Source organism: Enterococcus sp. C63 (genome assembly GCF_040887215.1).
GTDB classification, from domain to species: domain Bacteria; phylum Bacillota; class Bacilli; order Lactobacillales; family Enterococcaceae; genus Enterococcus_B; species Enterococcus_B hirae.
This window is the reverse complement of the sequence record NZ_JBFOFI010000003.1, coordinates 271,756-297,908: the sequence shown is the minus strand read 5'-3', so window position 1 is coordinate 297,908 and position 26,153 is coordinate 271,756. Positions and strand designations below refer to the sequence as shown.

The following is a 26,153-nucleotide window of genomic DNA, read 5'->3' as shown; positions in this document are numbered from 1 at the left end:
GTCTCGAATCAAGAAAGGTGCTATAATGACTCTAGACTAAAAAATGGAGGTCTTTGATATGTCACAAGTAGTTACAGATACGACATTTAACGAAGAAACAGATAAAGGCTTAGTATTAATCGACTTTTGGGCAACTTGGTGTGGACCTTGTCGCATGCAAGCACCAATTTTAGATCAGCTGTCAGAAGAATACGATGAAGATGAATTCCGAATCGTAAAAATGGATGTAGATGAAAACCCACAAACACCTCAACAATTTGGGATTATGAGTATTCCAACATTATTGTTGAAAAAAGATGGGCAAGTCGTTGAAAAAGCGGTTGGTGTACACTCGAAAGAGCAATTACGTCAAATGATCGATCAATATTTATAAACATCTGGAATGTTACTGAGATATCAATCAATGGATTGATATCTCGGTTTTTTTGTCCTTAGCATAAATTTCAGTAAAATCTTTCTCTAGTTTATCTAAACCCTCAAACAAGTCTAGGAAACAAATGAGCCGATTACGATTCTTTTTGACAGACATGTTATAATTAATTCAATGAAATTTGAAAGGAAGTATTTCATGAACGAACGTATCAAAAATAAATTAGCCTTACTTCCTGATCAACCTGGCTGCTACTTGATGAAAGATAAAAATGGTACCATCATCTATGTTGGGAAAGCAAAGATTCTCAAAAATAGAGTCCGTTCCTACTTTACAGGTAGTCATAATACCAAAACCGAACGATTAGTTAGTGAGATCGAAGACTTTGAATATATCGTTACAGAATCCAATATCGAAGCTTTACTTTTAGAAATCAATTTGATCAAGAAAAATGATCCTAAATACAATATCATGTTGAAAGATGATAAAACGTATCCTTTTTTGAAAATCACAAACGAAAAGTACCCACGCTTAGTCATTACACGTAAAGTGTTAAAAGACAAAGCAGTTTATTTTGGACCATATCCAGATGTTGGCGCAGCCAACGAAACCAAAAAAATCCTTGATCGGTTGTTTCCGTTACGCAAGTGTAAACCTAGCCAAACGAAAGAACCGTGTTTGTATTATCACTTAGGACAATGCCTTTGTCCTTATTATTTTGATGTTGATCCACAAGTTTACACGAAAATCGTTGATGAAGTTAAAAGCTTTTTAAATGGTGGCTATGAAAAAGTTGAATCAGAAATCCACCAAAAAATGGTCCAAGCTGCTGAAAAGATGGAATTTGAAAAAGCGGCAGAATACCGCGATCAGATACGAGCCATTGAAACGATTATGACTCGTCAAAAAATGACCAATACAGATCTGGTGGATCGAGATGTTTTTGGTTATGCCATTGACAAAGGCTGGATGTGTGTCCAAGTATTCTTTGTCAGACAGGGGAAATTGATTGAACGGGATGTGTCGATGTTTCCTTTTTATAATGAAGCAGAAGAGGATTTTCTGACTTATATCGGGCAGTTTTATCAAGAAAATGAACATTTTATTCCTAAAGAAGTCTTGATTCCTAACACGATCGATCAACCGAGTGTGGAGGCATTGTTGTCCACAAAAGTTTTACAACCCAAACGTGGTGAAAAGAAAAAATTAGTAGAACTTGCGAATAAAAATGCTACGGTTGCATTGAATGAACGATTTGATTTGATTGCTAGAAAGCAAGAACGAACGATTGGGGCAGTGGAACGTTTAGGGAATGCCATGAATATTCCTACACCTGTTCGGATTGAATCCTTCGATAATTCGAATATCATGGGAACCAATCCAGTAGCGGCAATGGTGGTATTCATCGATGGAAAGCCAGCAAAAAAAGAATACCGCAAATATAAAATCAAAACGGTCACAGGACCAGATGATTATGCTTCGATGCGAGAAGTGATCTATCGAAGATATTCTCGTGTCATTCGAGAAGGGCTTCCTTTACCTGATTTGATTTTGATCGATGGTGGGAAAGGGCAAGTAGATGTCGCCAAAGATGTTTTAGAAAATCAACTTGGGATCGACATACCAGTGGCTGGTATGGCTAAAAATGATAAGCATAAAACGAATGAACTCCTTTTTGGAAATGAACTTTCGGTGGTTCCATTGGAAAGAAATTCGCCCGAGTTCTTTTTACTTCAACGGGTCCAAGATGAGGTCCATCGGTTTGCGATCACCTTCCATAGACAACTACGAAGTAAAAATAGTTTTGCTTCTAAGCTGGATGAAATCGAAGGATTAGGACCGAAAAGAAAAAAATTACTTCTAAAAGAATTTAAATCGTTGAAAAATGTTACGGCAGCGACGATGGAAGAACTCCAACAAATTGGGCTACCAAAAAATGTTGCTCAAAATGTTTTTGATAAATTGCATGAGAACTAGCATAGGACACTTTACAAACCACGTAAAGTGTCCTATGATTTTTTGTATAACAAATGATGTAGAATTCGTTTTAGTTCGACGAGGCGGGAAGCGCTATGATGACTATTGGAAATGATTATAGCCAACCTAGACTGAATAAATGTCAAAAATGGTCGTTGTTTCAATGAAAAAGTGGGAAAGAATGGTTTTCTTTTTAAACTAATCATTTTTCAATAAACTTTGGACCTTTAATTGATAAAGAATCTCTGGACTATTTCATTTTTTGCATTTGTATGCGATTTAAGTTGTCTGAACTATCTGAATATGGTAGAAGAAATGGAGACGAAGGAGTGAGACGATGTTAGAAGTGAAAGATTTGGTTAAGACGTTTGGAGACTATACCGCTGTTGATCATGTGTCTTTTCAAATACCTGATGGAAAGATTATGGGGCTGATCGGACAAAACGGGGCAGGAAAAACCACAACTTTTCGATTGATCTTAGATTTTTTGACACAGGATCAAGGAGAAGTTTTATGGAATGGACAACCTTTGGGAGAAAAAGACTATGACATTATTGGCTATCTTCCTGAAGAACGTGGGTTGTATCCGAAAGTAACGATTCAAGAGCAATTGTTGTATTTTGCTGAATTGAGAGGCAAAAAAAGAAAAGAGATCGAACCAAAAATCGATTTTTGGATGGAAAAGTTCCAAGTAAAAGGAAAGAAAACTGATAAAGTAAAATCATTGTCTAAAGGAAATCAACAAAAAGTCCAATTGATTGCTACGTTGATCCATGAACCTAAATTGATCATATTGGATGAGCCGTTTAGTGGGCTTGACCCAGTCAATGCAGAATTGCTGAAAGACGGGATCATTGAGTTAAAAGAACATGGCTCATGTGTTATTTTCTCCAGTCACAATATGGATAATGTTGAAAAAATCTGTGATCATTTAATTATGTTACGTAATGGAAAAATGGTGTTAAGCGGGAAAGTCCATGAAATCAGAAATTCTTTTGGACGTACAAAGCTATTCTTAGAATCTGGCTTGTCCCAGCAGGAAGTTGCAATGATCGAAGGAGTCGAAAAAGTCGTCACTCATGAAGATCAAACGCTTGAAATCACTTTAAACGATCCTGATGTAGGAAAAGAAATCTTTACCCGAGCAACACAATTTGGCTATATTCCAATGTTCAATCAACAACCGCCTACCTTAGAAGAGATATTCAAAATGAAAGCAGGTGAGATTGATGCGTAAATTTTGGATCATTACAAAAGATGTTTATTTAAAAAATGTCAAATCTATCTCTTTCTTGATTATGATCTTAGTGCCATTCATTATGATAGGAATCGTTTATTTAGCAGGCAATTTTGCTCAGCAAAACAGTGAGATCAATAAAATTGGTGTATTGTCCGAAAATCAACAAGTAACGCAACAGCTTGAACAAGTAAAAACCGATGAGTTCAGCTTTCAAGCGGTTGATTCGCAAACACAAGCTCAAAAAGAATTAGCCGATGAAAAAATTGATGCCTATTTAGTCGTCACGGTCGAAAACGATCAGCTAAAAGGTCAACTTTACAGTGAAAATTCGTTAGGACAAAGTACACAATTGTTGATCCAACAGCAATTAACTGGGTTGCAATCACTATTGCGAGCTAGCCAACTGGGACTTTCTCCTGAAGAAGTAGCTAGTCTTAGTCAACCAGCAAGTTTGACTAGACAAAAAGTAAGTTTTGATAGTAATAACAAAATGAAAGTTGGAGAAGATAATTCTGGTGTACAATATGCGATTAGTTATGCAGCAACCATTATCTTATTTATCATTATCCTGACTTATTCACAAATCATCGCGCAAGAAATTGCTTCTGAAAAGGGAACTCGAATCATGGAAGTCATTTTATCAAGTACGACAGCTCAAAAACATTTTTATGGTAAATTGACTGGTGTCTTGTTAGTTGCTTTAACGCAGATGGCTCTATACGGTGTGATCTTGACTGTGGGATTCCAACAATTTAAACATATGGATTTTGTAAAAAGTATCATAGAGAATATTTCACTAGATAAGATCATCGGACCATTTTTATGGTACGCATTGTTGTTTATGTTCTTTGGTATCTTGATCTTCTCCGTTTTAGCGGCTTTATGTGGATCATTAGTCAACAAAGCAGAAGATACAGCAAAAGCGATTTTACCAGTTACTTATCTTTCTTTAGGTGGCTATATGCTTGGGTTGATCTTAGGCGCATCTGATCCAAACAATATCGTGATTCGGATCACGTCCTATATTCCGTTCCTTTCTTCTTATATTATGCCGATTCGTTTGGCGAATGAGACAGTTGGAATGACTAGTGTATTGATTTCACTTGTAGTGTTAATCATTGTCACATTCCTGCTAATGTTCTTCTCAGCGAATATGTATAAATCGAATGTTCTTGTTTATAGTGAAGGTGGCTTATGGAGTTCATTGAAACAGTCACTTTCAATTATGAGAAATGAACGTAAAAAATCCTAACCGACTGACTATTAAAAGCAGTATCGGCACAAGAAAACGGTAAATGAAAAACTAAATGCTGGCGTTATTTCGGTTGATCTACGAAATAACGCCAGCATTTTTTAGGATATTCTAAAGGAAAAAAATCGTTGCCCAATCCCTTAAGGACTAAAATTCTTGAACAAAAAAATCAAATAATCCTTGGTCAGTGGGATTGCTTGAATGTGTCAGCTCTGGATGCCATTGTACACCAAACAATCGAACATCCTTATCGAGACTTTCAATCCCTTCCACTAGACCATCAGGAGAAAAGGCTGTGGCTTTTAATGAAGGTGCCAGCTCTTTCAATGCCTGATGATGATAAGAGTTTACCAAATAAATATCAGGTAGTAGCTGATGTAATAGAGTGTCGGGTAAAATCTTTACTTCATGAGTAGCAAATTGTGGGGCGGTTGGATGCTGTTCATGTTTGACTGACCACTTAGGATAAGTGGTTAAATCTTGATACAAACTCCCCCCAAGCACGACATTTAAGAGTTGCATTCCACGACAGACAGCAAAAATTGGTTTGTTTTGCTTGAGTGCCTCGCTGATAAGTGCTGCTTCAAAGAGATCTCTTTGAAGGTTGGTTTCTAAAAGTTTTGGATGGGGAGGTTCATGATACAGTTGTGGGGAAATATCCTGTCCACCGGCTAAAATCAGTTTATCGATTTGGTCAATATAAGCAGAAGCAGTCTTAGGGGATGAGATCGGTAAAACGATCGGTAAACCATTCGCCTGCTGCACAGCATTGACAAAGCCTTGGGGAGTATAGGTTACTTGATTTCCTTGAAAAGTATCTGTCGCTCGGATCAACTGATTTCCAGCAATTCCAATAATGGGTAACATAAACATTCCTCCAAATCGTCTATTCGTTCTATTCTATCAAGAATAAAAAAAATTTAAAACTATTTGAAATAGATCTAGTTTGGGAATACATATGAAGAAAAAATTTTTTTCATGAGAATTTCTTATAAAAAAACAGAGTTACCGAGGAAAAATATGGTGTTCTTATTGAATTTTTTCGTCATTTTGGTACAATAGAATTAAATCACGAATAAAATGGTTGGGCATAATGCTTCAAGGATCGCGTTCTTCAAGGGGTGAGAAGAACATATTGAAGGGCTCAGCATCATTAGTCAACTAAAGGGCACATACTTTCAATGTAACGAGAGCATGTGTCCTTTTTTAATCGAAAGGGGGAAGTGATTGTGACAGAAATGGCACGAATTTTGACAAGAATCAAAGAAGCAGAAGAGAATAATCAGAAAAAAGAAGAGCAGGTCAAAGCAGAACTTGCTCAATATGAACAATTAAAAAATAACGAATTAATCGATTTGAATAAAGAATTCCAAGAACGATTAACCAAGCTAATGAAAGAAAAAAGAAAAAATGAAGAGGAAGTAACTGAAGACGAACAGCACAAACTGGAATTGATTTTAGAACAATTTCGTCAAAAAGTTCTTGAAATAGAAAAAACATATTTAGAAAAAGAAGAAGAGGAAATAGCGAAGAAAAAGAACTTAACGAATGAGATCATTGAAAGGATGAAACAAAAAAATGGCTGTCACTAAAATGGAAAAAGTGACTCTCATTTCAGATAAGAAAAATCGTGAAATCTTGTTGCAAGCAGTTCAAGGACTCCATGCAGTAGAAATCCGTGATCTGTTCCAAGAATCTGAAAACAATCAATGGGTAGAGACGTTTTTTCCTGAACCAGAGATGATCGATAAGGACAAGGAACTTGCGAAATTATCCTATAAATTAACGGATATTCGTACAGCTATCCAATTTATCGAACATCATGGCGAAAAAAGTCAGAAAAAACAACACTTAAAAAGGCGTGAACTTTCGTTAGACACCTTGGAAAAAAATTATTCAGAAGAAGCTTTTTCGAAAAAGCTGGAAGAAGTCTTACTTTTGAAAGAACAATGGGAGCAACTGGTAGACGAACGCCAACAATTGGAAGACCAAGAGAATTGGTTGCTCAATTGGCAAAATCTGGATCTGGCACCTAAAGCATTTGATAGTCAAATGACCAAGCTAGTCATTGGAACGGTCAATGCTAAAAATGCTGAATCTTTTAAAGCTGAAGTTGCTGAGATAAACGAAGCCTATTTAGAAGAAATCAACTCTTCACCAACAACGACTTACTTTGCCTACATTGTTTTACGAGCTGACGAGTCACGCATGGAAGAAATCGCCAGTCGTTATGGATTTGTTAAAGAAGACTATCTGTATGAGGGGACACCACAGCAACAGTTAGTTGCTGCAAAACAAAGTTTACAGGAAATCAAGGACCAACAAAAGAAACTCTCTTCAGCCATTGGAGCTTGTAGTGGGTATATCAAAGATTTCGAATGGACGGAAGAAATCTTCTTGGCTCGCTCTGAACGAGAAGCAATCAAGGACCGGATCATTCATACTCCTTATCTGATTCTGATTCAAGGCTGGGTGGATCATGAAGAAAAACAAGAATTAATCCACATGCTACAAAATGTCTTAGCAAGTGAAGAAGTCTATTTGACCTTTGACAAGCCAACGGACAATGAAATTGCTGAAGAAGTACCGACCAAACTAAAGAATCATCCGATCGTTGCTCCTTTTGAAATGTTAACGGAGATGTATAGTTTACCAAAGTATGAAGAAGTTGATCCAACGCCGTGGATGATGCCGTTTTACCTCGTCTTTTTTGGCATGATGGTGGCGGATATCGGGTATGGGTTACTGATGTTTTTAGGGGCATTTTTACTCCAAAAATTAGTGGTATTGCCACGGGGAATGCAACGTTTTGCAAAATTCTTTGAGATTCTAGCAATCCCTTCGATCATCTGGGGATTTATCTACAGCTCATTTTTTGGGGCGGCATTGCCTAAAGAAATTTTTGGTATTCATTTACCATTTCCGATTTTGTCTACTACAGATGATGTCAACACGATCTTGATTTTATCCGTAATTTTTGGTTTGATCCAAATTTTAGTCGGACTATTTATTGCTGCTAAGGAACATATCAAACGAAAAGCATATATCGATGCCGTGAATGATGGGTTTGCTTGGCAAGGGATCTTGATTGGTATCATTCTGATTTTATTGGGAACGATGATCCTTAAAAACAACGCCTTTGTTTATTTAGGTGGTGCATTAGCTGTTCTTTCAGCCGTATGTATTTTGATCATTCCTGTTTTTCAATCTTCTTCAAAAGCCAAGGGGATCGCCAAAGGTGCGTATAATTTATATGGTCTAACTGGCTATATCGGAGACTTAGTCAGCTATACACGGCTAATGGCACTGGGAATCTCTGGAGGAAGTATTGCCGCAGCTTTCAACATGTTAGTTGCTTTTATGCCTCCAGCTGCTCGTTTTAGTGTCGGAATTTTATTGATCATTGTCCTACAGGCTTTGAATATGTTCTTAACACTTTTGAGTGCCTATGTACATGGCGCACGATTACAATATGTAGAATTTTTTGGAAAGTTTTACACTGGAGGAGGGCGTTCCTTCAAACCACTAAAAACGGTGGAGAAATACGTCAACATCAATCATAAGAAAAAATAGAAATATTGGAGGAATTTGATACAATGATGGATTATTTGATTACTCAAAATGGTGGAATGGTATTTGCAGTATTAGCGATGGCAACAGCAACGATTTTTTCAGGAATCGGGTCTGCTAAAGGCGTTGGAATGACTGGGGAAGCGGCAGCAGCATTGACGACCAGTCAACCAGAAAAATTTGGACAAGCGTTAATTTTACAATTACTTCCAGGTACCCAAGGATTATACGGTTTCGTTATCGCCTTCTTGATTTTTATCAACTTAGGCAGTGATATGTCTGTCGTTCAAGGATTGAACTTCTTAGGAGCTTCCTTACCGATTGCCTTTACTGGTTTATTCTCAGGGATCGCTCAAGGGAAGGTTGCAGCTGCTGGTATTCAAATTCTAGCGAAAAAACCTGAGCATGCAACGAAAGGGATCATTTTTGCTGCGATGGTTGAAACATATGCCATCTTAGGTTTCGTTATTTCTTTCTTACTGGTCTTAAATGCGTAATAGCCTAGCTTATAAGGAGGAATGACGGTGGATGCGATTGATAAAATCATCACTCAAATAAATGAAACAGCACAACTCGAACGTGCATCATTCGAAGAAATGAAGCGCAAAGAAATCGATCAAAAATTTGAAGTGAAAAAGTGGCAGATCGAAGCAGATTTTCAGAAAGAAAAAGCAAGTAAACTGGAAGAAATTGAACGAAGTTATCGCCAGTTGAGAAACAAGCAAAAAATGCAAGTGAAACAAGAAATCTTAAATGTGAAACAAGAAGTTTTACAGCGTTTATTCACGGAAGCAACGCTTCAGTTAGAAAATGAACCAAAAGAAGAACAACTTGCGTTGATGAAGCAAATGATCCAAACATTACCGATCAATGGCACAGCTCGCTTGATCCCAGGAGAAAAATCAGCGGATATCTTAACACCTGCGGTCATCGCTGAATGGAATGAAGAACTTCCTTTTGAATTAATCCGGGAAGACTTTACTGAAAAAGCACAAGCAGGGTTGATCATTGATGATGCTGGTATCCAATATAACTTTTTATTTAGTCACTTGATCAAGGAAATTCAAGAGACGATGAGTGCTGAAATTGCCAAAGAATTATTTGACTAAGGAGGGATTGTCAAATGGAGTATCATGAATTAAATCCCTTGATACGTGGTAGAGAATTAGAGTTGATTTCAAAAGACACGTTTGAGCAAATGATCCAAACCGATTCGATCGATTCACTTGGAGAAATCTTACAATCCACGATCTATCAGCCGTATATCTATGACGGCTTTGACAAGGATTTTGAAGCCAATCTCTCTCAGGAACGCAGCAAATTATTCCAGTGGTTGAAAGAATCTGCACCAGAACCAGAAATCGTTTGGATCTATACGATGCGTTACACTTTCCATAATTTGAAAGTATTGACAAAGGCTGAGATCACAGGGCAAAACCTTGATCAACTTTACATCCATGATGGATTTTATTCGCTGGAAGTGTTGAAAGATGCGATTCACACGCAAGTGTCGGTGGAATTGCCAGACAGTCTCATGGATTATATTCGAGAAGTTCATGAATATTGCGAAGAATCGACTATTTTACAAGGGATCGATGTGATTTATGACCGTTGTTTTCTAACCGAGCAACGTCGCTTAGGGGAACAGCTTGGTTACCCTGAACTATTAGAAGAGATCATTGCTTTTATCGATTTAACGAATATCACCACGACAGCAAGAGGGATCTTGCAGCAATGTTCTGCAGGTTTTATGACAACAGTTATTTCAAGTTCAGGAAGTATTCCGAAAGACACATTGCTTTCCTTTGTTCGTGGAGAAATGGCATCTTTTACTCAGTTTTTACTGACAACAGATTACAGTGAGCTATTAAAGCAAGTCATCCATGAAGAACAGATTGATTTAGTCAGTTTGGAACAATTGAAAGATGATTATTTAAGTTCTTTTTATCAAGTAGCACAGACACAAGCGTTTGGCCCGTTACCATTACTAGCTTTTTTGAACGCAAAAGAAGTCGAAAGTAAAAATCTGCGCCTTTTGATCATTGGCAAACGAAATCACTTTTCACTGGAACAACTAAAAGAAAGGATGAGACAGGTCTATGACTTATAAAATCGGAGTAGTAGGTGACAAGGATTCTGTCTCGCCTTTTCGATTATTTGGCTTTGATGTACAGCATGGTACGACAAAGACTGAAATAAGAAAAACAATCGATGAGATGGCTAAGAATGAATATGGTGTGATCTATATCACCGAACAATGTGCAAATCTGGTCCCTGAAACGATTGAGCGCTATAAAGGACAATTGACACCTGCGATCATTTTGATTCCTAGTCATCAAGGAACCCTTGGTATCGGTTTAGAAGAGATCCAAAATAGTGTGGAAAAAGCTGTTGGACAAAATATTTTATAATAGGAAAAGGAGATAGTCATTTGCAAATTGGAAAAATCATAAAAGTCTCCGGTCCTCTCGTTATGGCAGAAAATATGTCAGAAGCAAGTATTCAAGACATGTGTTTAGTGGGAGATTTAGGAGTCATCGGCGAAATCATTGAGATGCGTCAAGATGTGGCGTCTATTCAAGTATATGAAGAAACTTCAGGAATTGGTCCCGGAGAACCTGTTCGTTCAACTGGGGAAGCACTATCTGTTGAGCTAGGACCAGGAATCATTTCACAAATGTTTGACGGGATTCAAAGACCACTGGATACATTTATGGAAGTGACTCAAAGTAACTTCTTAGGACGTGGGGTCCAATTACCAGCTTTAGATCATGAGAAACAATGGTGGTTTGAAGCGACAATCGAAGAAGGAACAGAAGTAAGTGCTGGAGACATCATTGGGTACGTGGATGAAACGAAGATCATTCAGCACAAAATCATGGTCCCTAATGGTATCAAAGGAACTGTACAAAAAATTGAATCTGGATCATTTACGATCGATGATCCGATTTGTGTGATCGAAACGGAACAAGGCTTAAAAGAGCTGACGATGATGCAAAAATGGCCAGTACGTCGTGGTCGACCAATCAAACAAAAATTAAATCCAGATGTACCGATGATCACCGGTCAAAGGGTCATTGACACGTTTTTCCCAGTAACTAAAGGAGGAGCGGCAGCCGTTCCAGGTCCGTTTGGTGCAGGGAAGACAGTTGTGCAACACCAGATTGCTAAGTGGTCGGACGTAGATCTAGTGGTTTACGTTGGTTGTGGGGAACGAGGAAATGAAATGACGGATGTCGTCAATGAATTTCCTGAACTGATCGATCCAAATACGGGCGAGTCTTTGATGGAACGAACTGTGTTGATCGCTAATACATCGAACATGCCAGTAGCTGCTCGAGAAGCTTCTATTTATACGGGAATCACGATTGCCGAGTACTTCCGTGACATGGGGTATGATGTAGCAATCATGGCAGATTCCACTTCTCGTTGGGCAGAAGCACTGCGTGAAATGAGCGGACGTTTAGAAGAAATGCCTGGTGATGAAGGTTATCCCGCTTATCTGGGCTCTCGTCTAGCTGAATACTATGAACGTTCAGGACGTGTCATTGCTCTAGGCTCTGACCAACGTGAGGGCAGTATCACTGCCATCAGTGCGGTTTCTCCTTCTGGTGGAGATATCTCTGAACCAGTGACTCAAAATACCTTACGTGTGGTGAAGGTTTTCTGGGGATTAGATTCTAGTCTTGCTCAAAAAAGACATTTTCCATCGATTAACTGGATCCAAAGTTACTCATTATATTCAACAGAAGTTGGCAGATATATGGATCAAATCTTACAACAGGATTGGTCTGATATGGTAACTGAAGGCATGCGGATCTTGCAAGAAGAAGAACAATTAAATGAAATCGTGCGCTTGGTAGGGATCGATTCGCTTTCTGATAACGATCGCTTGACCCTTGAAGTAGCAAAATCGATTCGAGAAGACTATTTACAACAAAATGCTTTTGATGATGTAGATACGTTTACTTCAAGAGAAAAACAATTCAATATGTTGAAAGTTATTTTGACTTTTGGGAAAGAAGCTCGAAAAGCCTTATCGCTGGGAGCGTACTTCAATGAAATCATGGAAGGTACGGTAGCGGTCAGAGAACGCATTAGTCGGAGCAAGTATATTCCAGAAGAAGAGTTAGCCAAAATTAGTAGTATAAATGAAGAAATCAAAGAAACGATCCAATTGATTGTTTCAGAAGGAGGGATGACCGATGATTAAAGAATATCGTACAATCAAAGAAGTGGTCGGCCCTTTGATGGCAGTCGAAAAAGTTTCGGGAGTCAAATATGAAGAATTGATTGAAGTTCGGATGCAAAACGGCGAGATTCGTCGTGGACAAGTACTAGAAGTCCAAGAAGACAAAGCGATGGTTCAGATCTTTGAAGGAACCAGTGGAATCAATCTAAAAAATTCTTCCGTACGTTTTTTAGGACACCCTTTACAATTAGGAGTATCAGAAGACATGATCGGTCGGGTTTTTGATGGTCTTGGTCGACCAAAAGACAATGGACCTGAAATCTTGCCAGAAAAATATTTAGATATCAATGGTGAAGTAATCAATCCAATTGCCAGAGATTATCCCGATGAATTTATCCAAACAGGGATTTCAGCAATCGATCATTTGAATACATTAGTCCGTGGGCAAAAATTGCCGGTTTTTTCTGGCTCAGGTTTACCACACAAAGAGTTGGCTGCCCAAATTGCTCGCCAAGCAACTGTTTTGGATTCTTCCGATGATTTTGCTGTGGTTTTTGCTGCCATCGGTATTACTTTTGAAGAAGCCGAGTTTTTTATGGAAGACTTTAGACAAACAGGTGCGATTGATCGCTCCGTTATGTTTATGAATTTAGCTAATGATCCAGCAATCGAACGAATCGCCACACCAAGAATGGCATTGACGGCCGCTGAATATTTAGCTTATGAAAAAGGCATGCACGTCTTAGTCATCATGACCGATATGACCAACTATGCAGAAGCGCTCAGAGAAATTTCGGCCGCACGTCGAGAAGTTCCTGGCCGTCGTGGTTATCCAGGCTATCTTTACACAAACTTAGCCACCTTATTTGAACGGGCTGGACGGATTAGAGGATTGAAAGGTTCTGTAACTCAAATTCCGATTTTGACGATGCCAGAAGATGATAAGACTCATCCGATTCCCGATTTGACGGGTTATATCACAGAAGGTCAGATCATTTTAACGAGAGAGCTTTATAAGAGTGGGATTCAACCACCGATCGATGTCTTGCCTTCTCTTTCACGGTTGAAGGACAAAGGAACAGGTGCCGGTAAAACGAGAGAAGACCACGCAGCAACGATGAACCAATTGTTTGCCGCCTATGCGCAAGGAAAACAAGCGAAGGAATTAGCTGTCGTTTTAGGTGAATCTGCCTTGTCAGATATTGATAAAATCTATGCAAAATTTGCGGAACGATTTGAAAACGAATATGTTAACCAAGGATTTTACACCAATCGGACGATCACAGAAACGCTTGACTTAGGTTGGGAACTGTTGGCGATGCTTCCAAGAACCGAGTTAAAACGAATCAAGGATGATTTACTGGATAAGTATTTGCCAGAAGGGAAGTGAGTTCCTTATGCGATTAAACGTCAATCCTACGAGAATGGAGCTAACTCGTTTAAAGAAACAATTAACGACAGCGACAAGGGGACACAAACTTTTAAAGGATAAACAAGATGAATTGATGCGTCAATTTATTTTACTGATCCGTAAAAATAATGAGTTACGCCAAGCAATAGAAAAAGAAACCCAAACAGCAATGAAAGATTTTGTCTTAGCAAAGTCAACAGTCGAAGAAGCCTTCATTGACGAACTTTTAGCATTACCAGCGGAAAACGTCTCACTTTCTGTAGTTGAGAAAAATATTATGAGTGTCAAAGTTCCCCTCATGAATTTTCAATACGATGAAACATTGAATGAGACACCATTAGAGTATGGCTATCTTCATTCTAATGCAGAGTTGGATCGTTCGATCGATGGTTTTACGCAGCTCTTACCAAAGCTTTTGAAGCTGGCAGAAGTTGAAAAAACATGTCAACTCATGGCTGAAGAGATCGAGAAAACCAGAAGAAGGGTCAATGCGTTGGAATATATGACGATTCCTCAATTGGAAGAAACGATTTATTATATTAAAATGAAGCTGGAAGAAAACGAACGAGCAGAAGTAACTCGCCTGATCAAAGTGAAAAATATGGGAACAGAAGAGTAAGGCTGATCCAATTCAGCATTCTAATGGCTTTTTTCAGGATCGAAACAAATCGAATTTAGCGTAAGAAGAAAAAGTAGTCATTTATTTTTCTTCTTGCGCTCGTTTGCTTATAATGGAAAGAGGTCGTGAAAACACGGGAGCTTCGACGACAATAAGAACAAATTTTTAAAGCTAGCTTCTCCTATTTTAGAAAATCATCGCTTATTATTGAGGAGTTGCTTCACGCCAATGATTCATTTTGTATCTATTTATGATCGCAGAACAAAATGTCGTTCTGCGATCTTAGATAAAAATTAAGCATAAGGAATGACTATCATGAAAAAAAGAGTAAGAAAACGATTATCACCTGTCCAGCTAATTGCTGCTGGTTTTTTTATCTTGATTCTGTTTGGAGGTAGTTTACTGACGTTACCATTTTTTAGCCGCAGCGGAGAAAGCACTCATTTTATTGATGCCTTATTTACTGCAACCTCAGCTGTTTGTGTGACTGGTTTGACGACACTGAATACTGCGGAGCATTGGAATAGTGCAGGACAGTTTTTGATCATGACCTTGATTGAAATCGGTGGGTTAGGCTTTATGATGATCCCGATCCTCTTTTTTGCTATTGCGAAGAAAAAAATCAGTTTTAGTATGCGGATTGTGCTAAAGGAAGCCTTAAACCTTGAAGAGATGTCGGGTGTAATTAAGTTAATGATCTATATCTTAAAATTTGCGGTGGTGATCCAAGTAATCGGGGCGGTTGCTTTGAGTGTAGTTTTTATTCCTGAATTTGGTTTGGCTAAAGGAATCTGGTTTAGTATCTTTCATGCCGTTTCTAGTTTTTGTAATGCAGGATTTGATTTATTAGGAGACAGTTTACTCGCGGATCAAACAAATGTTTACCTGATCATGGTCGTTTCAGCGTTGATCATTGCAGGTGGATTAGGTTTTATTGTCTGGCGTGATATTCTAAGTTATCATCGGGTCAAAAAAATCACACTACATTCAAAAGTCGCCTTATCTGTAACTGCACTCTTATTAATTGGTGGATTTATTTTATTTTTCATCACTGAAAGAAATGGACTGACTTTAGTTAAAGGTACGTTTACAGAAAGATTAGCGAATACATTTTTTATGAGTGTGACACCAAGAACAGCAGGCTATTACTCTATTGATTATTTACAGATGAGTCATGCAGGATTGATTTTAACGATGTTTTTGATGTACATCGGAGGAACTTCTGGTTCGACAGCTGGAGGACTGAAAACTACGACATTAGGAATTTTATTGATCCAAATGCATGCCATGTTCAAAGGAAAGACACGAGCAGAAGCCTTCGGTCGAACCATTCGCCAAGCAGCCGTGCTACGTGCATTGACTCTTTTCTTTGTAACTCTCTCTTTATGTGTTGTTGCGATCATGGTCCTATCTGTGACGGAGACGATTCCTAAAACGTCAGGAATCGAATATATTGCGTTTGAAGTCTTTTCCGCTTTTGGGACAGTTGGTTTGACGATGGGGTTGACCCCGGATTTGACATTGATCGGAAAACTAGTCATTATTTCTTTGATGTATATCGGTAGAGTAGGAATCATGACAGTCGTTTTTTCACTACTAGTAAAAGCGAACAGGGCAGAAGCCAATTACAAATACCCAGAAGAAAGCATTATGCTTGGGTAGTTGTGAAGGTATCGGGGAGTTCTGATGATAATAAAAAAGAAACGCTCAAAACAAGAGAAGCTGTTTTGAGCGTTTTTTTCACAACCTTATCCCCGAATAACTTCGATTTTATATCCGTCAGGGTCAACAACGAAATAATAAGAAGGAGCTGTTCCTGGAAGTCCTTTTAGGTCTGTCACATTGAATCCTTCTGCTTGGTGTTTTTCGTGAAGTGCTTCTAAATCATCCGCAGCAATAGCAATGTGTCCATAGCCATTCCCTAGATCATAGCCTTCATGATCATAGTTATAAGTTAATTCTAGTTCGTAGTCATCTCCTGGTAAAGTTAAGTAAACAAGGGTGAATTTGTTTTCTGGAAAATCACGGCGACGACTTTCTTCAAAGCCAAACGCTTTTTGGTAAAATTCTAATGAAGCGTCAAGATCTTTCACTCGAACGCAAGTATGAGCCATTTTCATAAATAACTACTTCCTTTCCTTTTTTTTCATCATAACAAAAAAAGAAAGAGCAATAGAAGATTTGCGCTTGTTTATGAGAAAACTCTCATGTAAAATAAAAAGTAAATAAGCTTAAGGTGGACAAAATGATGGATAAACCAGTATTTGGTGAAAAAGAAGCAGGGGTCCAGTATTCCCCACGATATGCTGCCTATATTATCGTGGAAGAAAAGAACAAACTAGCTTTGATTGAAGCTCCAAATGGTGCTTATTTTTTACCTGGTGGAGAGATCGAAGCGATGGAAACGAAAGAAGCGGCACTCAAGAGAGAACTCCTTGAGGAAATGGGGATCGTCGCAGAAATTGCGACTTATCTAGGGGAAGCGGATGAGTATTTTTATTCCAATTACCGTCAGACCTATTACTATAACCCAGGCTACTTTTATGTGGCAAACGGCTGGCAACAAGTGGCAGAACCAACTGAAAAGACGAATACCATTTGGTGGGTCACACCACAAGAAGCCATTGAAAAATTAAAACGAGGTAGCCACAAGTGGGCGGTTGAAAAATGGTTATTGAACAATTAAAACAATTAAATCAAGAAAAAATCCAAAACCAGCGTACAGTCAGTGACGAACTGGTTTTGGATTTTTATTTAGTAGCAAGTGTTATTTTTATTATGATAAAACATACGTTTTGATCGCTTCTGCCACGCCATGTTCTTCATTTGTTTTAGTGACCACGTTGGCAGCTTCTTTAACTAGCGGAACTGCATTTCCCATCGCAACGCCTAAGCCAGCATATTCAATCATCGATAAGTCATTTTCGTTGTCACCAATCGCCATGATCTCATCCTGATCGATTCCAAGATGTTGCGCTAAGTTCGCAACGGCTGCGCCTTTACTTGCTTCTTTGTTTAATACTTCAAAGTAATAAGGCGCACTTTTCACTGTCGTGTATTTTTCACGGAATGTTTGTGGTAAACGAGCAATCGCAGCATCTAAGATATCAGGTTTGTCGATCATCATCATTTTAACCAAATTGATATCTGGTGTCATTTCTTCAGGTGTGCGGTATTTCAACGGCATATGAACTAAGCTGGCTTCATGGATCGTATACGCACTGATATCACGATTAGAGGTGTAAATCGCCTGATCATCAATGGAGTGTAGATGACTGCCAACTCGACGAGCCATCACTTCGATTTCTAAATAATCTTCATGTGTCAAACCATGACGTGCGATGATTTTTCCTGATTTTGTTTGTTGGACAAGTGCGCCATTGTAGGTGATCACGTAGTCATTTTCTTGGAATAAATCGAGTTCATTCAACTGTTCCTGTACACCAGGCAACGGTCTGCCGGTACACAAGACGATAGCTACTCCTTTAGCGACAGCCTGAGCAATCGCTTCTTTGACGTCTGCTGTAATTTCTCTTTTCTCATTTAATAAGGTTCCATCGATGTCGATGGCGACTAACTTGATAGACATAATTTCCTCCAGTGATCGTGTGTTTTAGTTTGTTTGGGTAATCAGTGAACCATTGCGGATATGGCTTGCAAATTCTTGATAGGTTTCGTCAAATAGATCGTAGTGATTTCTTAAAGACGGATCAACCATTTCTTTTGGAAAGAAAAATCGTTCATCTCCTTGTTCTTGTCCAGCAAGAGCAGCCACAAGTTGGCTCACCTCTGATAATTCTACCAAAGTTCCATCATTTCGCAAGATTTCGATTTGTGTTCGATGGCGTCCTTCTTCGGGGCGGTAAAAATCATAAGGCAAATCATAACTGGAATTGATGGCAGTATAGTAGACAGGATTGTAGCCAACTTTTTCCACAAGAGCAGTCATTTCCTTGATCAAGGAAGAAGAGCGATCCCCAGAAAAAGTTGCCGATTTTAACGGTTTACGGTATAAGAAACGTTTAGCTAAATCACTTAAGATTGGATCAGAAAATTCCGTCCATTGGGTAAAATAAGTTCCTAAAACGCCATCGTCTAATTTTAAATACTCATCCAGTGTAAAGTTTTCGTCAAGAAACGGTAAGAGTAGTTGAGAATGGGATTCAAACACATTGGGATCTTCTCGATACAACTCATGCGCTCGATGTAACAAGTGTTCTAAAATTACTTCCATGCCACGAGACACAGGGTGAAAATAAACTTGAACGTACATTTGATAGCGACTCACAATATAATCTTCGACTGCGTGCATCCCATTCATCGAAAAGGCGATCCCGCCTTTATAGGGACGAATGACACGTAAAATTCGTGTTAAATCAAACGTACCGTATTCTGTCCCAGTGTAATAGGCATCTCGTAACAAGTAATCCATTCGATCAGCATCGATCTGACTCGAAATCATTTGGACGACTTGGGGATTAGGATACGTTTTTTGGATCACACTGGCAACTTTTTCTGGAAATCCTTCTTCCACACGATTCAAAATTTGATAAACTTCCGTTTCAGGAGAAGTAATGATTTCTACAGTGATCGCTTCATGATTCGTATGGAAAATATGTTCAAATGTATGAGAATAAGGACCGTGACCAACATCGTGAAGCAATGCTGCGCACAACGTAACCAAACGTTCTCGATCATCCCAGCCGTCAGCGCCAATTTTTTCTTGAGGGAAATTGCGGGAAAAGATATCACAGATCCGTCTTGAGATTTCATAGACCCCTAATGAATGAGTGAACCGACTATGTTCAGCGCCGTGAAAAGTAAAGGAAGAAGTGCCTAACTGTTTGATACGGCGCAATCGTTGGACTTCTTTTGAATTGATCAGGTCTAAAATGACTTGGTGTTGGACATGGATATAGTTATGGACCGGGTCACGAAAGACCTTTTCGATCGGTAATAATTGATATTTATAAGGAATAGTCATCAGCAAGCTCCTTTAATTTATTTCGTTCTTCCATTCGATTGATTTGATTCGTCCACTGTTCAGAAGTGACATGTGCCTCTTTCCAACATAGCGCATCAACGGAACGACTCTCTCCATAGAGTTGTGTGAGTGCCAATTGGAATTGTTGTTTTACATCCTCAATGGTTAAAGGCGTTTCAAGTAAATCAGCTAAGGTTGCCATACTTTCAGGAACGACCGCCGGGTAACCATCCATGCCGAAATCCTCTTTCAACGCTTCTTGATAGAATCGTTTCATCGCTTGACCTCTGGTTTGTTGTGCGCCATTGACACTAACATACATCATCACAGAAATCCCATTTTTTATGCGACGTTGGGCGATCCCCGCAAACTTTTTACCGTTGATACTCAGGTCATACGTACCAGGACAATAAGAATGAGTCACTTCAAAAGCTTCGATTGATACGGTTGGAAAAGCCAGACGAGTCAATGTGAGCATTTTTTCATAGGCAGCATCAATCGATATCTTCTCCTGTTCGTTTTGAGGGAAAATCAATGAGATATTTAAAACCCCTTGATCAGAGATGATCCCTAATCCACCAGCGTTACGAACGATTGGCTGATAGCCTGCTTTTCTTAGCTCCTGAATGCCTTCATGGAAGTAGGGCGTTCGAGTATCTTTCATTCCTAAGATCACCGTTTGTTCATATTGCCAAAAATGGAGAAAGTTTTGGTTGTTTTTTTTTGAATACTCGGTTAAGATATCCGTCAGAGCAAAAGGGGTAAAATCATTTTTTTGATAAATTTTTTGATCCAAAATAATTGTTGGATTCATTACATTCGCTCCTTTATATAATTAATCATCGATTGACATTCCAATGATTCACGTTTGTCATCGTTTCATGGGAGTTTCTCTCATTATTATACTATACTCTAATATACTCTAAAAAAAGAATTTATTGAGTCTGGGACAAAACTTGGCTCAGTCTCTTCTGGTAGCTCTAAAAACGAATAAACGGTGTTCAAGCATCAGCTCCTTGAAATAAGCCTGAATTTTTCAAAATATGAGAAGCTATTTTAAAAAATTCTTTCTTATTGTCATCGGAGCTCCCCGATGCTTTCACAACCTCTTCGATGACGAGTTGTTTGACAAATAGACGAAAACTAGGAACAATGTACCTATATGAAGTAAAGGAGAAGGTAAAATGGCACAATCGCAAGGAACACCCATTTCAATCAAATTACGGACGAAAGTCATGCAAAATGGGGAGCATCAAGACTTTTTCTTTGATCTGAAAGGTCAAATGGTCAAAATTGGGGATACGTTATACATACGATACCAGGAAATTCAGGAAAATACAGCAGAAGAAATCCCTGTAACGATCAAATTGATGCCCGATGGACAGGTTCAACTGATTCGTGCGGGAGAAACACGGATGCGACTAAAATTCGGGTATCGTGAACGTTTGGAAACAACGTATCGGACACCGTATGGCATGCTTCAAATTGAAACGTATACCAAAGAATTACATGTTAGTTTGAAAGACCGACCAACCGCTGGGAAAGTAATGATTGAATACGACTTGCTAATGGGACCAGAAAAATTAGGGGAATATTATTTAACTTTAGATTTTACTGCTTAAATCGCAAAGAAACGTTTGATTTTTTACGTATGATTTTGTATGATAAGGAGTAGACTGTGAAAGGACGTGTCCTGATTGGAAATTAGTGTATTTGAAGGTGCAAACAAAAACGAATTATCAATGATCGAAGTAGCACATGCGATCTTAGAACAACGTGGCGATGTGATGGATTTTTCTGATTTAGCCAACCAAATCCAAACCTATCTTGGAAAATCAGACAGTGAGATTCGTGATTCACTGGCACAATTTTATACTGACTTAAATATTGATGGTAGCTTTATTTCATTAGGTGACAATCGTTGGGGCTTGCGTTCATGGTATGCGATCGACTCGATCGATGAAGAAGTAAACCATGGAATTGACGAAGAAGATGAAGATACACCTCGTCGACGCAAACGTAAAAAAGTCAATGCCTTTATCAACGATGATGAAGATGCGATCGATTATAATGATGATGACCCAGAAGATACTGACTTGTCTGACGAAGATGACGATGATCTTTTTGAAGATGATGATGACGATGATGAAGAAATCGCTGCTTATAACTCTGACTTGCAAGAAATCGGTGCAGACGACGCAAGTGACGATGAAGAAGAATTACCAGGCAACATCGAAGAAGATCTAAGCATTATTGAAGATGACGATGAAGACGAAGACTACGAGGGCGAAGAGTTCACCGAAGAATAGACTTTCGGCTTCATAGCTGCAGATCCCCCAATAAGGGATCTGCAGTTTTTTTGTATTGATTTTTTACATAAATTAAAGAATAATTGAAACTTTTTGGTTTGTTTGATCGTCATAGTAAGTGAGAGGGAAAGGAGATGGGTCCGATTTTTAATCGTTACAAGAAAAAGAAGCAAATCGAAAAATCCAAGAATTTATTAAGTGAATTGATCCAAGAGGAATATGAGAAAATGTTTCGGATCACAATGAATTATGTTCATAACAAAGAAGAAGCATTGGACGTAATGCAAGACAGTTTTCATAAAGCGTTAGCTGCTATTGAACAAGGGAAAGAGATTGAACGATTTTCAGCTTGGTTTTATCGTATTTTGATACGAACAGCGATCGATGCTTGGCGTAAGCAAAAACGAAATCAATCGGAAACATTGGAAGAAGAAACGATTCAACTCGCTCATACAATGGACGATTCATTGACTGATTTACATGGAATCATTGAAGGAATTGATAGCCCCGAAAAGGAAATTTTGATTTTACATTTTTTTGAAGGCTTTCGTTTAAAAGAAATTGCAGAGATTCTTGATTTGAATGAAAACACCGTCAAAACCAAAATGTATCGTACGTTAAATCAGCTAAGAAAAATCTTACAGTAAAAATCACAATAAAGGAGAGAAAGACGGATGTATTCAGCTCATAAGGAACTAGAACAACTGAAACAAGTCTATCAACAACAAGAAATCCCTCATGGTATCAAAAATGAGATGATCAAGCGCTACTCACTGGAAGAACAAAGGTTTAATCAGCGAGTGAAACGAAAAAAACAAGTGAAAGGACTTATTCTATCTTTTGCTATTATTGCAATGATGTTCAGCAGTGTTTTTTTTAACAATCAAATTCGTAGTTTTGCTGAAGATTTACCCTTGATTGGCCCAGTCGTGAAATTAATTTTAGGGAAAACACTGTCTGATGAAGCAATCGAGATCCGAGTGCCGCAAATCAGTACAAAAGATAAAGAAAATAGTCAGACGATTGCTGGACTGAACAAAAAGTACTTTCGTGAAGGACAAGAAAACTTTGAAAAAGCAAAAGTACAGTACCAAGACTTTAAAACAAATCATTTTCAAGTTACGGGAGATTATCAGAAACTGTTGGATGATCCGCGTTTTTTAGTGATTGAACGAAAGATGACACAAACTGCCGCAGACAGCTATACGGAAAAGCGTTATGATACGATTGATAAAAAAAGCGGAGTAGTCCTATCTTTACCACTTTTATTCAAAGATGATCAGTATCTTTCCGTTTTGACAAATGAAGTCAAAGAGCAAATGCAAAAAAATAGCAAAGAAAACCCTGATCAGTATTATTGGACAGATGATGATTTTAAAGATGGACTAATCAAAAAAACGCCATTAGTTACTAAAGACACATCTTTTTATATCAATAAAAACCACGAATTAGTCTTAGTTTACGATCAATTTTCGATCGCACCTGGCTATATGGGCACACCAACCTTTGTGATACCTAAAGAAGTGACACGTTCACTTTTAGCTTCTCCAGATTACTTAAATGAGTAAGCTCAACCTAAAAAATAAATAACTGATCCTTTGCGCTATCATAAGAGTTGATTTGATTTTGGAAAAATACTTCAAATAGTTCAATTATACATGGTTATAATATATACAAAATGTCTAGGACAGCCATTGTTGGATAAATAGCTGTTTAAGAGAGATTGAGACAAAAGTATTTCGCATCAAGAAATAAGAAGGAATTTCCGAAAATTGACAAGAAACGCAAACACTGGTTTTTGCTGTTGATTGTTACCTACTTGGTGCTTCACAAATTTTTGGTCAATTTCGACAAATTTTTTGAAGATGCTACTTTTTTCTCACCGTGAACAAGAGGTCAGCTCTTTGAACATCATTTATTCGTTTTTAGAGATACTAGAAGAGACTGAAGCAAGTTTTGTTTCAGTCCCTTTTATTTTAGAAAACTATCCAAATTTCGTCCTAGAATTTTTTGTGCAAATATCGTAAATGATGTGAAAGTATATACTTTTTAGTATATACTTATTGTTGGATAAAAATATTTTCTCATTATTGTTGGTTCTGCTAATAAATAAAGCTAGCAGAAAGTTTGGAGAATATTTTAGGAGGAATCTCGTGAAAAAACAACCAAAATTTCAAGAAATTGCGAATGAGATTGAGAAGCGAATCATGGAAGGAATTTACGTTTCTAGTCAAAAATTACCTTCAGAATATGATTTAGCAGACGAGTTTCAATGTAGTCGTTTAACTGTTCGTAAAGCAATCGAATTATTGATCAGCCAAAATAAGTTGATCAAAGAAAAAAGTAAAGGCACGTATGTCATGAAACAACCTAAGATCCAAAGTGGCTCTGGAGGATTGCAAAGCTTTACCGAAACTGCTCGAATCCAAGGGAAAAAGACAAAAACGCAAGTCTTAGAATGCGAAGTTACTGAACAACTACCAACGAATGTTAAACAAGCTTTTGGTGAATCGATTTCTGAGCCAATCGTTCATTTGAGACGATTACGTTATTTTGATGACGAACCAATGACGGTTGAAAATCTTTATATTTTAAAACGTTATCTGGGAGAAGTCTCTCAAGAAGAATTAAGTGGGTCACTCTATCAAGTGATCGAAAAAAACGTGGAGATCGCTTATTCTCACCAAGAAATCGAAGCAGTGAAAGCGACGGCTGACGTGGCAAAACTCTTGCAAGTAGCTGTGGATGAACCGATGTTGTTTGTCCATTCAATGACATATTCGCCAGCAGCCAAACCAATCTTATATGACTGCTCGTATTATCGTGCAGATAAATATACATTCAAAAATACATTGATTCGTCAAAAAAGGAGTGAATAAATTGAAAAAAAGCAAGTCGATGATTGATGAACATTGGGAGGAATTTCTTGAATTTCTTCAAACAGTTATGAAAGTACCAAGTGTGAAAGGGGAGCCGGAAGATCATGCTCCGTTTGGGAAAGCACCTCGAGAAGTGTTGGACCTTGTACTCAAAAAAGGAAAAGAAGTAGGGTTTAAGACTAAAGTGATTGATGATGCGATCGGGTACGTCCAATGGGGAGAAGATGATGAGGATTATATTGGGATCATTGGTCATTTAGATGTGGTTCCAGCAGGATCGGGATGGGATTTCCCACCCTTTGATTTAAGCGAAAAAGATGGACGCTTTTATGGACGAGGGATTTTAGATAATAAAGGGCCGATCATTAGTTGTTTTTATGCTCTGATCCTGTTGAAAAAAATGGGAGCGGTTCCTAAAAAAACGATCCGCATTATTTTTGGGACTGACGAAGAAAGTGGGATGTCTGATGTGGCTCATTATTTACAGGCTGAAGTTCCACCATCATTTGGTTTTACGCCAGATTGTAAATATCCAGTTGTTTACGGAGAAAGAGGAGTAGTCAACCTAACGATTCATTTCCCATTAGTTAAAGAAGAAGTTATTCAAATCAGTGATTTTGCAGGGGATCAATATCGAGATCATGTGCCAGACCAGCTGAGTGTTTCGATTAATGCGAAAAAATTTGATGTGGAAGGAAAACGTTCTCCAAGTAATGCTCCTGAATTAGGAGAGAATGCGATTACACTGCTTGCCGAAAAAATCAAAGCAGATTCAGCTGTTCCAGAACAAATACGAGCTTATTTTGATTGGATCTGGCAAGCTTTCCACAATAAACATTATGGAGAAGGAATCGATCTTGCTTTGTCTGATGAAGATTCAGGCAGGTTGATTCTTACACCTGTGAATTTGCAAAAAAACACTAACGGGTTAGATTTAGAAGTTGCTTTTCGTTACCCTGTTTCAGTCACAGAAGAGGAAGTCGTGAGTGGGTTGGCTAAACAGTTGCCCAAGAAAGCGACTTTTACAATCAATCGCAGTATTCCAGGGATCTGTCAGAAAAAAGATTCGCCTGAAATCAAAAAACTCTCTCAAATTTATGGCGAGATTACTGGGAACGACCCTACACCAGTGACGACAACGGGTGCTACTTATGCCAGAAAGATTCCTAATGTATTAGCGTTTGGTCCCTCTTTTCCTGGACAGAAAGGGATTGCACATAACAAAAACGAGTATATGGAAGTAACAGATCTGCGTATGAATTTAGAGATATACCTGCGAAGCATTCAAGCATTGATCGAATAAACAGTTATATATTTTTTAAAAAAAAGATTATCAGAGACTTCTCTTAT

The 26,153-nt window shown here is 38.3% G+C and carries 26 protein-coding genes and 1 other annotated feature; of the genes, 21 read left to right on the top strand and 5 right to left on the bottom strand.

Going from position 1 to position 26,153, the window contains the following annotated elements; genetic code table 11:
* The first annotated feature begins 58 nt into the window (after positions 1–58).
* The 4 genes from trxA (at position 59) to AB3H90_RS06770 (ending at position 4,839) form a co-directional block, all read left to right on the top strand.
* Positions 59–373, top strand: coding sequence for a thioredoxin (trxA, locus tag AB3H90_RS06785; RefSeq protein ID WP_010718648.1), 315 nt, complete (start codon positions 59–61; stop codon positions 371–373).
* A gap of 195 nt (positions 374–568) precedes the next feature.
* A complete protein-coding gene (uvrC, locus tag AB3H90_RS06780; protein WP_053765715.1) occupies positions 569–2,347 on the top strand; it encodes an excinuclease ABC subunit UvrC in 1,779 nt (592 codons plus the stop codon).
* A gap of 337 nt (positions 2,348–2,684) precedes the next feature.
* The gene (locus AB3H90_RS06775) at positions 2,685–3,584 is read left to right on the top strand and encodes an ABC transporter ATP-binding protein (protein ID WP_010718646.1); all 900 of its coding nucleotides are present in this window, start codon (positions 2,685–2,687) and stop codon (positions 3,582–3,584) included.
* Positions 3,577–4,839, top strand: a complete 1,263-nt coding sequence (locus AB3H90_RS06770; RefSeq protein WP_010738019.1) for an ABC transporter permease — start codon at positions 3,577–3,579, stop codon at positions 4,837–4,839. Before AB3H90_RS06775 ends, AB3H90_RS06770 begins: the two co-directional genes overlap by 8 nt.
* A gap of 147 nt (positions 4,840–4,986) precedes the next feature.
* Here AB3H90_RS06770 and AB3H90_RS06765 read toward each other — a convergent pair whose 3' ends face one another.
* Positions 4,987–5,706, bottom strand: coding sequence for a gamma-glutamyl-gamma-aminobutyrate hydrolase family protein (locus AB3H90_RS06765; RefSeq protein WP_368016432.1), 720 nt, complete (start codon positions 5,704–5,706; stop codon positions 4,987–4,989).
* Between the two features lie 215 nt (positions 5,707–5,921).
* Positions 5,922–5,970, top strand: a sequence feature (sodium ion sensor (DUF1646 type); this cis-regulatory element may regulate processes involved in with the transportation of sodium ions).
* Between the two features lie 107 nt (positions 5,971–6,077).
* Between AB3H90_RS06765 and AB3H90_RS06760 the strand changes: the two genes are divergently transcribed.
* From AB3H90_RS06760 to AB3H90_RS06715, 10 genes are all read left to right on the top strand, one after another.
* Complete coding sequence (locus AB3H90_RS06760) at positions 6,078–6,431, top strand: ATPase V (RefSeq protein ID WP_192924300.1); 354 nt, start codon at positions 6,078–6,080, stop codon at positions 6,429–6,431.
* The gene (locus tag AB3H90_RS06755) at positions 6,418–8,412 is read left to right on the top strand and encodes a V-type ATP synthase subunit I (RefSeq protein WP_368016431.1); all 1,995 of its coding nucleotides are present in this window, start codon (positions 6,418–6,420) and stop codon (positions 8,410–8,412) included. Before AB3H90_RS06760 ends, AB3H90_RS06755 begins: the two co-directional genes overlap by 14 nt.
* A 23-nt stretch (positions 8,413–8,435) precedes the next feature.
* Entirely contained in the window at positions 8,436–8,906 is a 471-nt protein-coding gene (locus AB3H90_RS06750; protein WP_010738015.1) for a V-type ATP synthase subunit K, read from the top strand.
* A 27-nt stretch (positions 8,907–8,933) separates the two neighbouring features.
* Positions 8,934–9,518 (top strand): V-type sodium ATPase subunit E, encoded by a 585-nt coding sequence (gene ntpE / locus AB3H90_RS06745; protein WP_063627423.1) that lies wholly within the window; start codon positions 8,934–8,936, stop codon positions 9,516–9,518.
* Positions 9,519–9,532: 14 nt separating this feature from the next.
* Positions 9,533–10,519: a V-type ATPase subunit gene (locus AB3H90_RS06740; protein WP_368016430.1), complete on the top strand. Its 987-nt coding sequence runs from the start codon at positions 9,533–9,535 to the stop codon at positions 10,517–10,519.
* On the top strand, positions 10,509–10,820 hold the full coding sequence (locus tag AB3H90_RS06735; RefSeq protein ID WP_010718638.1) for a V-type ATP synthase subunit F: 312 nt from the start codon (positions 10,509–10,511) through the stop codon (positions 10,818–10,820). The genes AB3H90_RS06740 and AB3H90_RS06735 overlap by 11 nt, the downstream gene beginning before the upstream one ends.
* Before the next feature lie 20 nt (positions 10,821–10,840).
* The gene (locus AB3H90_RS06730) at positions 10,841–12,622 is read left to right on the top strand and encodes a V-type ATP synthase subunit A (protein ID WP_010718637.1); all 1,782 of its coding nucleotides are present in this window, start codon (positions 10,841–10,843) and stop codon (positions 12,620–12,622) included.
* Positions 12,615–13,991 (top strand): V-type ATP synthase subunit B, encoded by a 1,377-nt coding sequence (locus tag AB3H90_RS06725; protein WP_010718636.1) that lies wholly within the window; start codon positions 12,615–12,617, stop codon positions 13,989–13,991. Before AB3H90_RS06730 ends, AB3H90_RS06725 begins: the two co-directional genes overlap by 8 nt.
* A gap of 7 nt (positions 13,992–13,998) precedes the next feature.
* Complete coding sequence (locus AB3H90_RS06720; RefSeq protein ID WP_080292479.1) at positions 13,999–14,631, top strand: V-type ATP synthase subunit D; 633 nt, start codon at positions 13,999–14,001, stop codon at positions 14,629–14,631.
* 315 nt (positions 14,632–14,946) lie between these two features.
* Positions 14,947–16,293, top strand: coding sequence for a TrkH family potassium uptake protein (locus AB3H90_RS06715; protein WP_368016429.1), 1,347 nt, complete (start codon positions 14,947–14,949; stop codon positions 16,291–16,293).
* Positions 16,294–16,379: 86 nt separating this feature from the next.
* On the opposite strand, the gene AB3H90_RS06710 is transcribed toward AB3H90_RS06715, so the two are convergent.
* Positions 16,380–16,751: a VOC family protein gene (locus AB3H90_RS06710; protein ID WP_010718633.1), complete on the bottom strand. Its 372-nt coding sequence runs from the start codon at positions 16,749–16,751 to the stop codon at positions 16,380–16,382.
* A 128-nt stretch (positions 16,752–16,879) separates the two neighbouring features.
* On the opposite strand from AB3H90_RS06710, the gene AB3H90_RS06705 reads away from it, so the two are divergent.
* A complete protein-coding gene (locus AB3H90_RS06705; RefSeq protein ID WP_034699102.1) occupies positions 16,880–17,317 on the top strand; it encodes an NUDIX hydrolase in 438 nt (145 codons plus the stop codon).
* 90 nt (positions 17,318–17,407) lie between these two features.
* Here AB3H90_RS06705 and yidA read toward each other — a convergent pair whose 3' ends face one another.
* Genes yidA through AB3H90_RS06690 form a run of 3 tightly spaced genes read right to left on the bottom strand, consistent with a single transcriptional unit; the run spans position 17,408 to position 20,429 of the window.
* The gene (gene yidA, locus AB3H90_RS06700) at positions 17,408–18,220 is read right to left on the bottom strand and encodes a sugar-phosphatase (RefSeq protein ID WP_368016428.1); all 813 of its coding nucleotides are present in this window, start codon (positions 18,218–18,220) and stop codon (positions 17,408–17,410) included.
* A 24-nt stretch (positions 18,221–18,244) separates the two neighbouring features.
* A complete protein-coding gene (locus tag AB3H90_RS06695) occupies positions 18,245–19,615 on the bottom strand; it encodes an HD domain-containing protein (protein ID WP_053765708.1) in 1,371 nt (456 codons plus the stop codon).
* On the bottom strand, positions 19,599–20,429 hold the full coding sequence (locus AB3H90_RS06690; RefSeq protein WP_368016427.1) for a biotin/lipoate A/B protein ligase family protein: 831 nt from the start codon (positions 20,427–20,429) through the stop codon (positions 19,599–19,601). The genes AB3H90_RS06695 and AB3H90_RS06690 overlap by 17 nt, the downstream gene beginning before the upstream one ends.
* Before the next feature lie 370 nt (positions 20,430–20,799).
* Here AB3H90_RS06690 and AB3H90_RS06685 point away from each other — a divergent pair, with 370 nt between their 5' ends.
* The 6 genes from AB3H90_RS06685 to AB3H90_RS06660 all read left to right on the top strand — a co-directional run bounded on the left by AB3H90_RS06685 (position 20,800) and on the right by AB3H90_RS06660 (position 26,106).
* On the top strand, positions 20,800–21,237 hold the full coding sequence (locus AB3H90_RS06685; RefSeq protein WP_010718627.1) for a DUF1934 domain-containing protein: 438 nt from the start codon (positions 20,800–20,802) through the stop codon (positions 21,235–21,237).
* A gap of 75 nt (positions 21,238–21,312) precedes the next feature.
* Positions 21,313–21,924 (top strand): DNA-directed RNA polymerase subunit delta, encoded by a 612-nt coding sequence (gene rpoE, locus AB3H90_RS06680; protein ID WP_368016426.1) that lies wholly within the window; start codon positions 21,313–21,315, stop codon positions 21,922–21,924.
* Between the two features lie 134 nt (positions 21,925–22,058).
* The gene (locus AB3H90_RS06675) at positions 22,059–22,571 is read left to right on the top strand and encodes an RNA polymerase sigma factor (RefSeq protein ID WP_034699109.1); all 513 of its coding nucleotides are present in this window, start codon (positions 22,059–22,061) and stop codon (positions 22,569–22,571) included.
* 27 nt (positions 22,572–22,598) lie between these two features.
* A complete protein-coding gene (locus tag AB3H90_RS06670; protein WP_368016425.1) occupies positions 22,599–23,492 on the top strand; it encodes an RsiV family protein in 894 nt (297 codons plus the stop codon).
* 585 nt (positions 23,493–24,077) lie between these two features.
* Entirely contained in the window at positions 24,078–24,803 is a 726-nt protein-coding gene (locus tag AB3H90_RS06665) for a GntR family transcriptional regulator, LSA1692 subfamily (RefSeq protein ID WP_010738003.1), read from the top strand.
* A gap of 1 nt (position 24,804) precedes the next feature.
* Positions 24,805–26,106 (top strand): Sapep family Mn(2+)-dependent dipeptidase, encoded by a 1,302-nt coding sequence (locus tag AB3H90_RS06660; protein ID WP_161637936.1) that lies wholly within the window; start codon positions 24,805–24,807, stop codon positions 26,104–26,106.
* Positions 26,107–26,153: the final 47 nt, after the last annotated feature.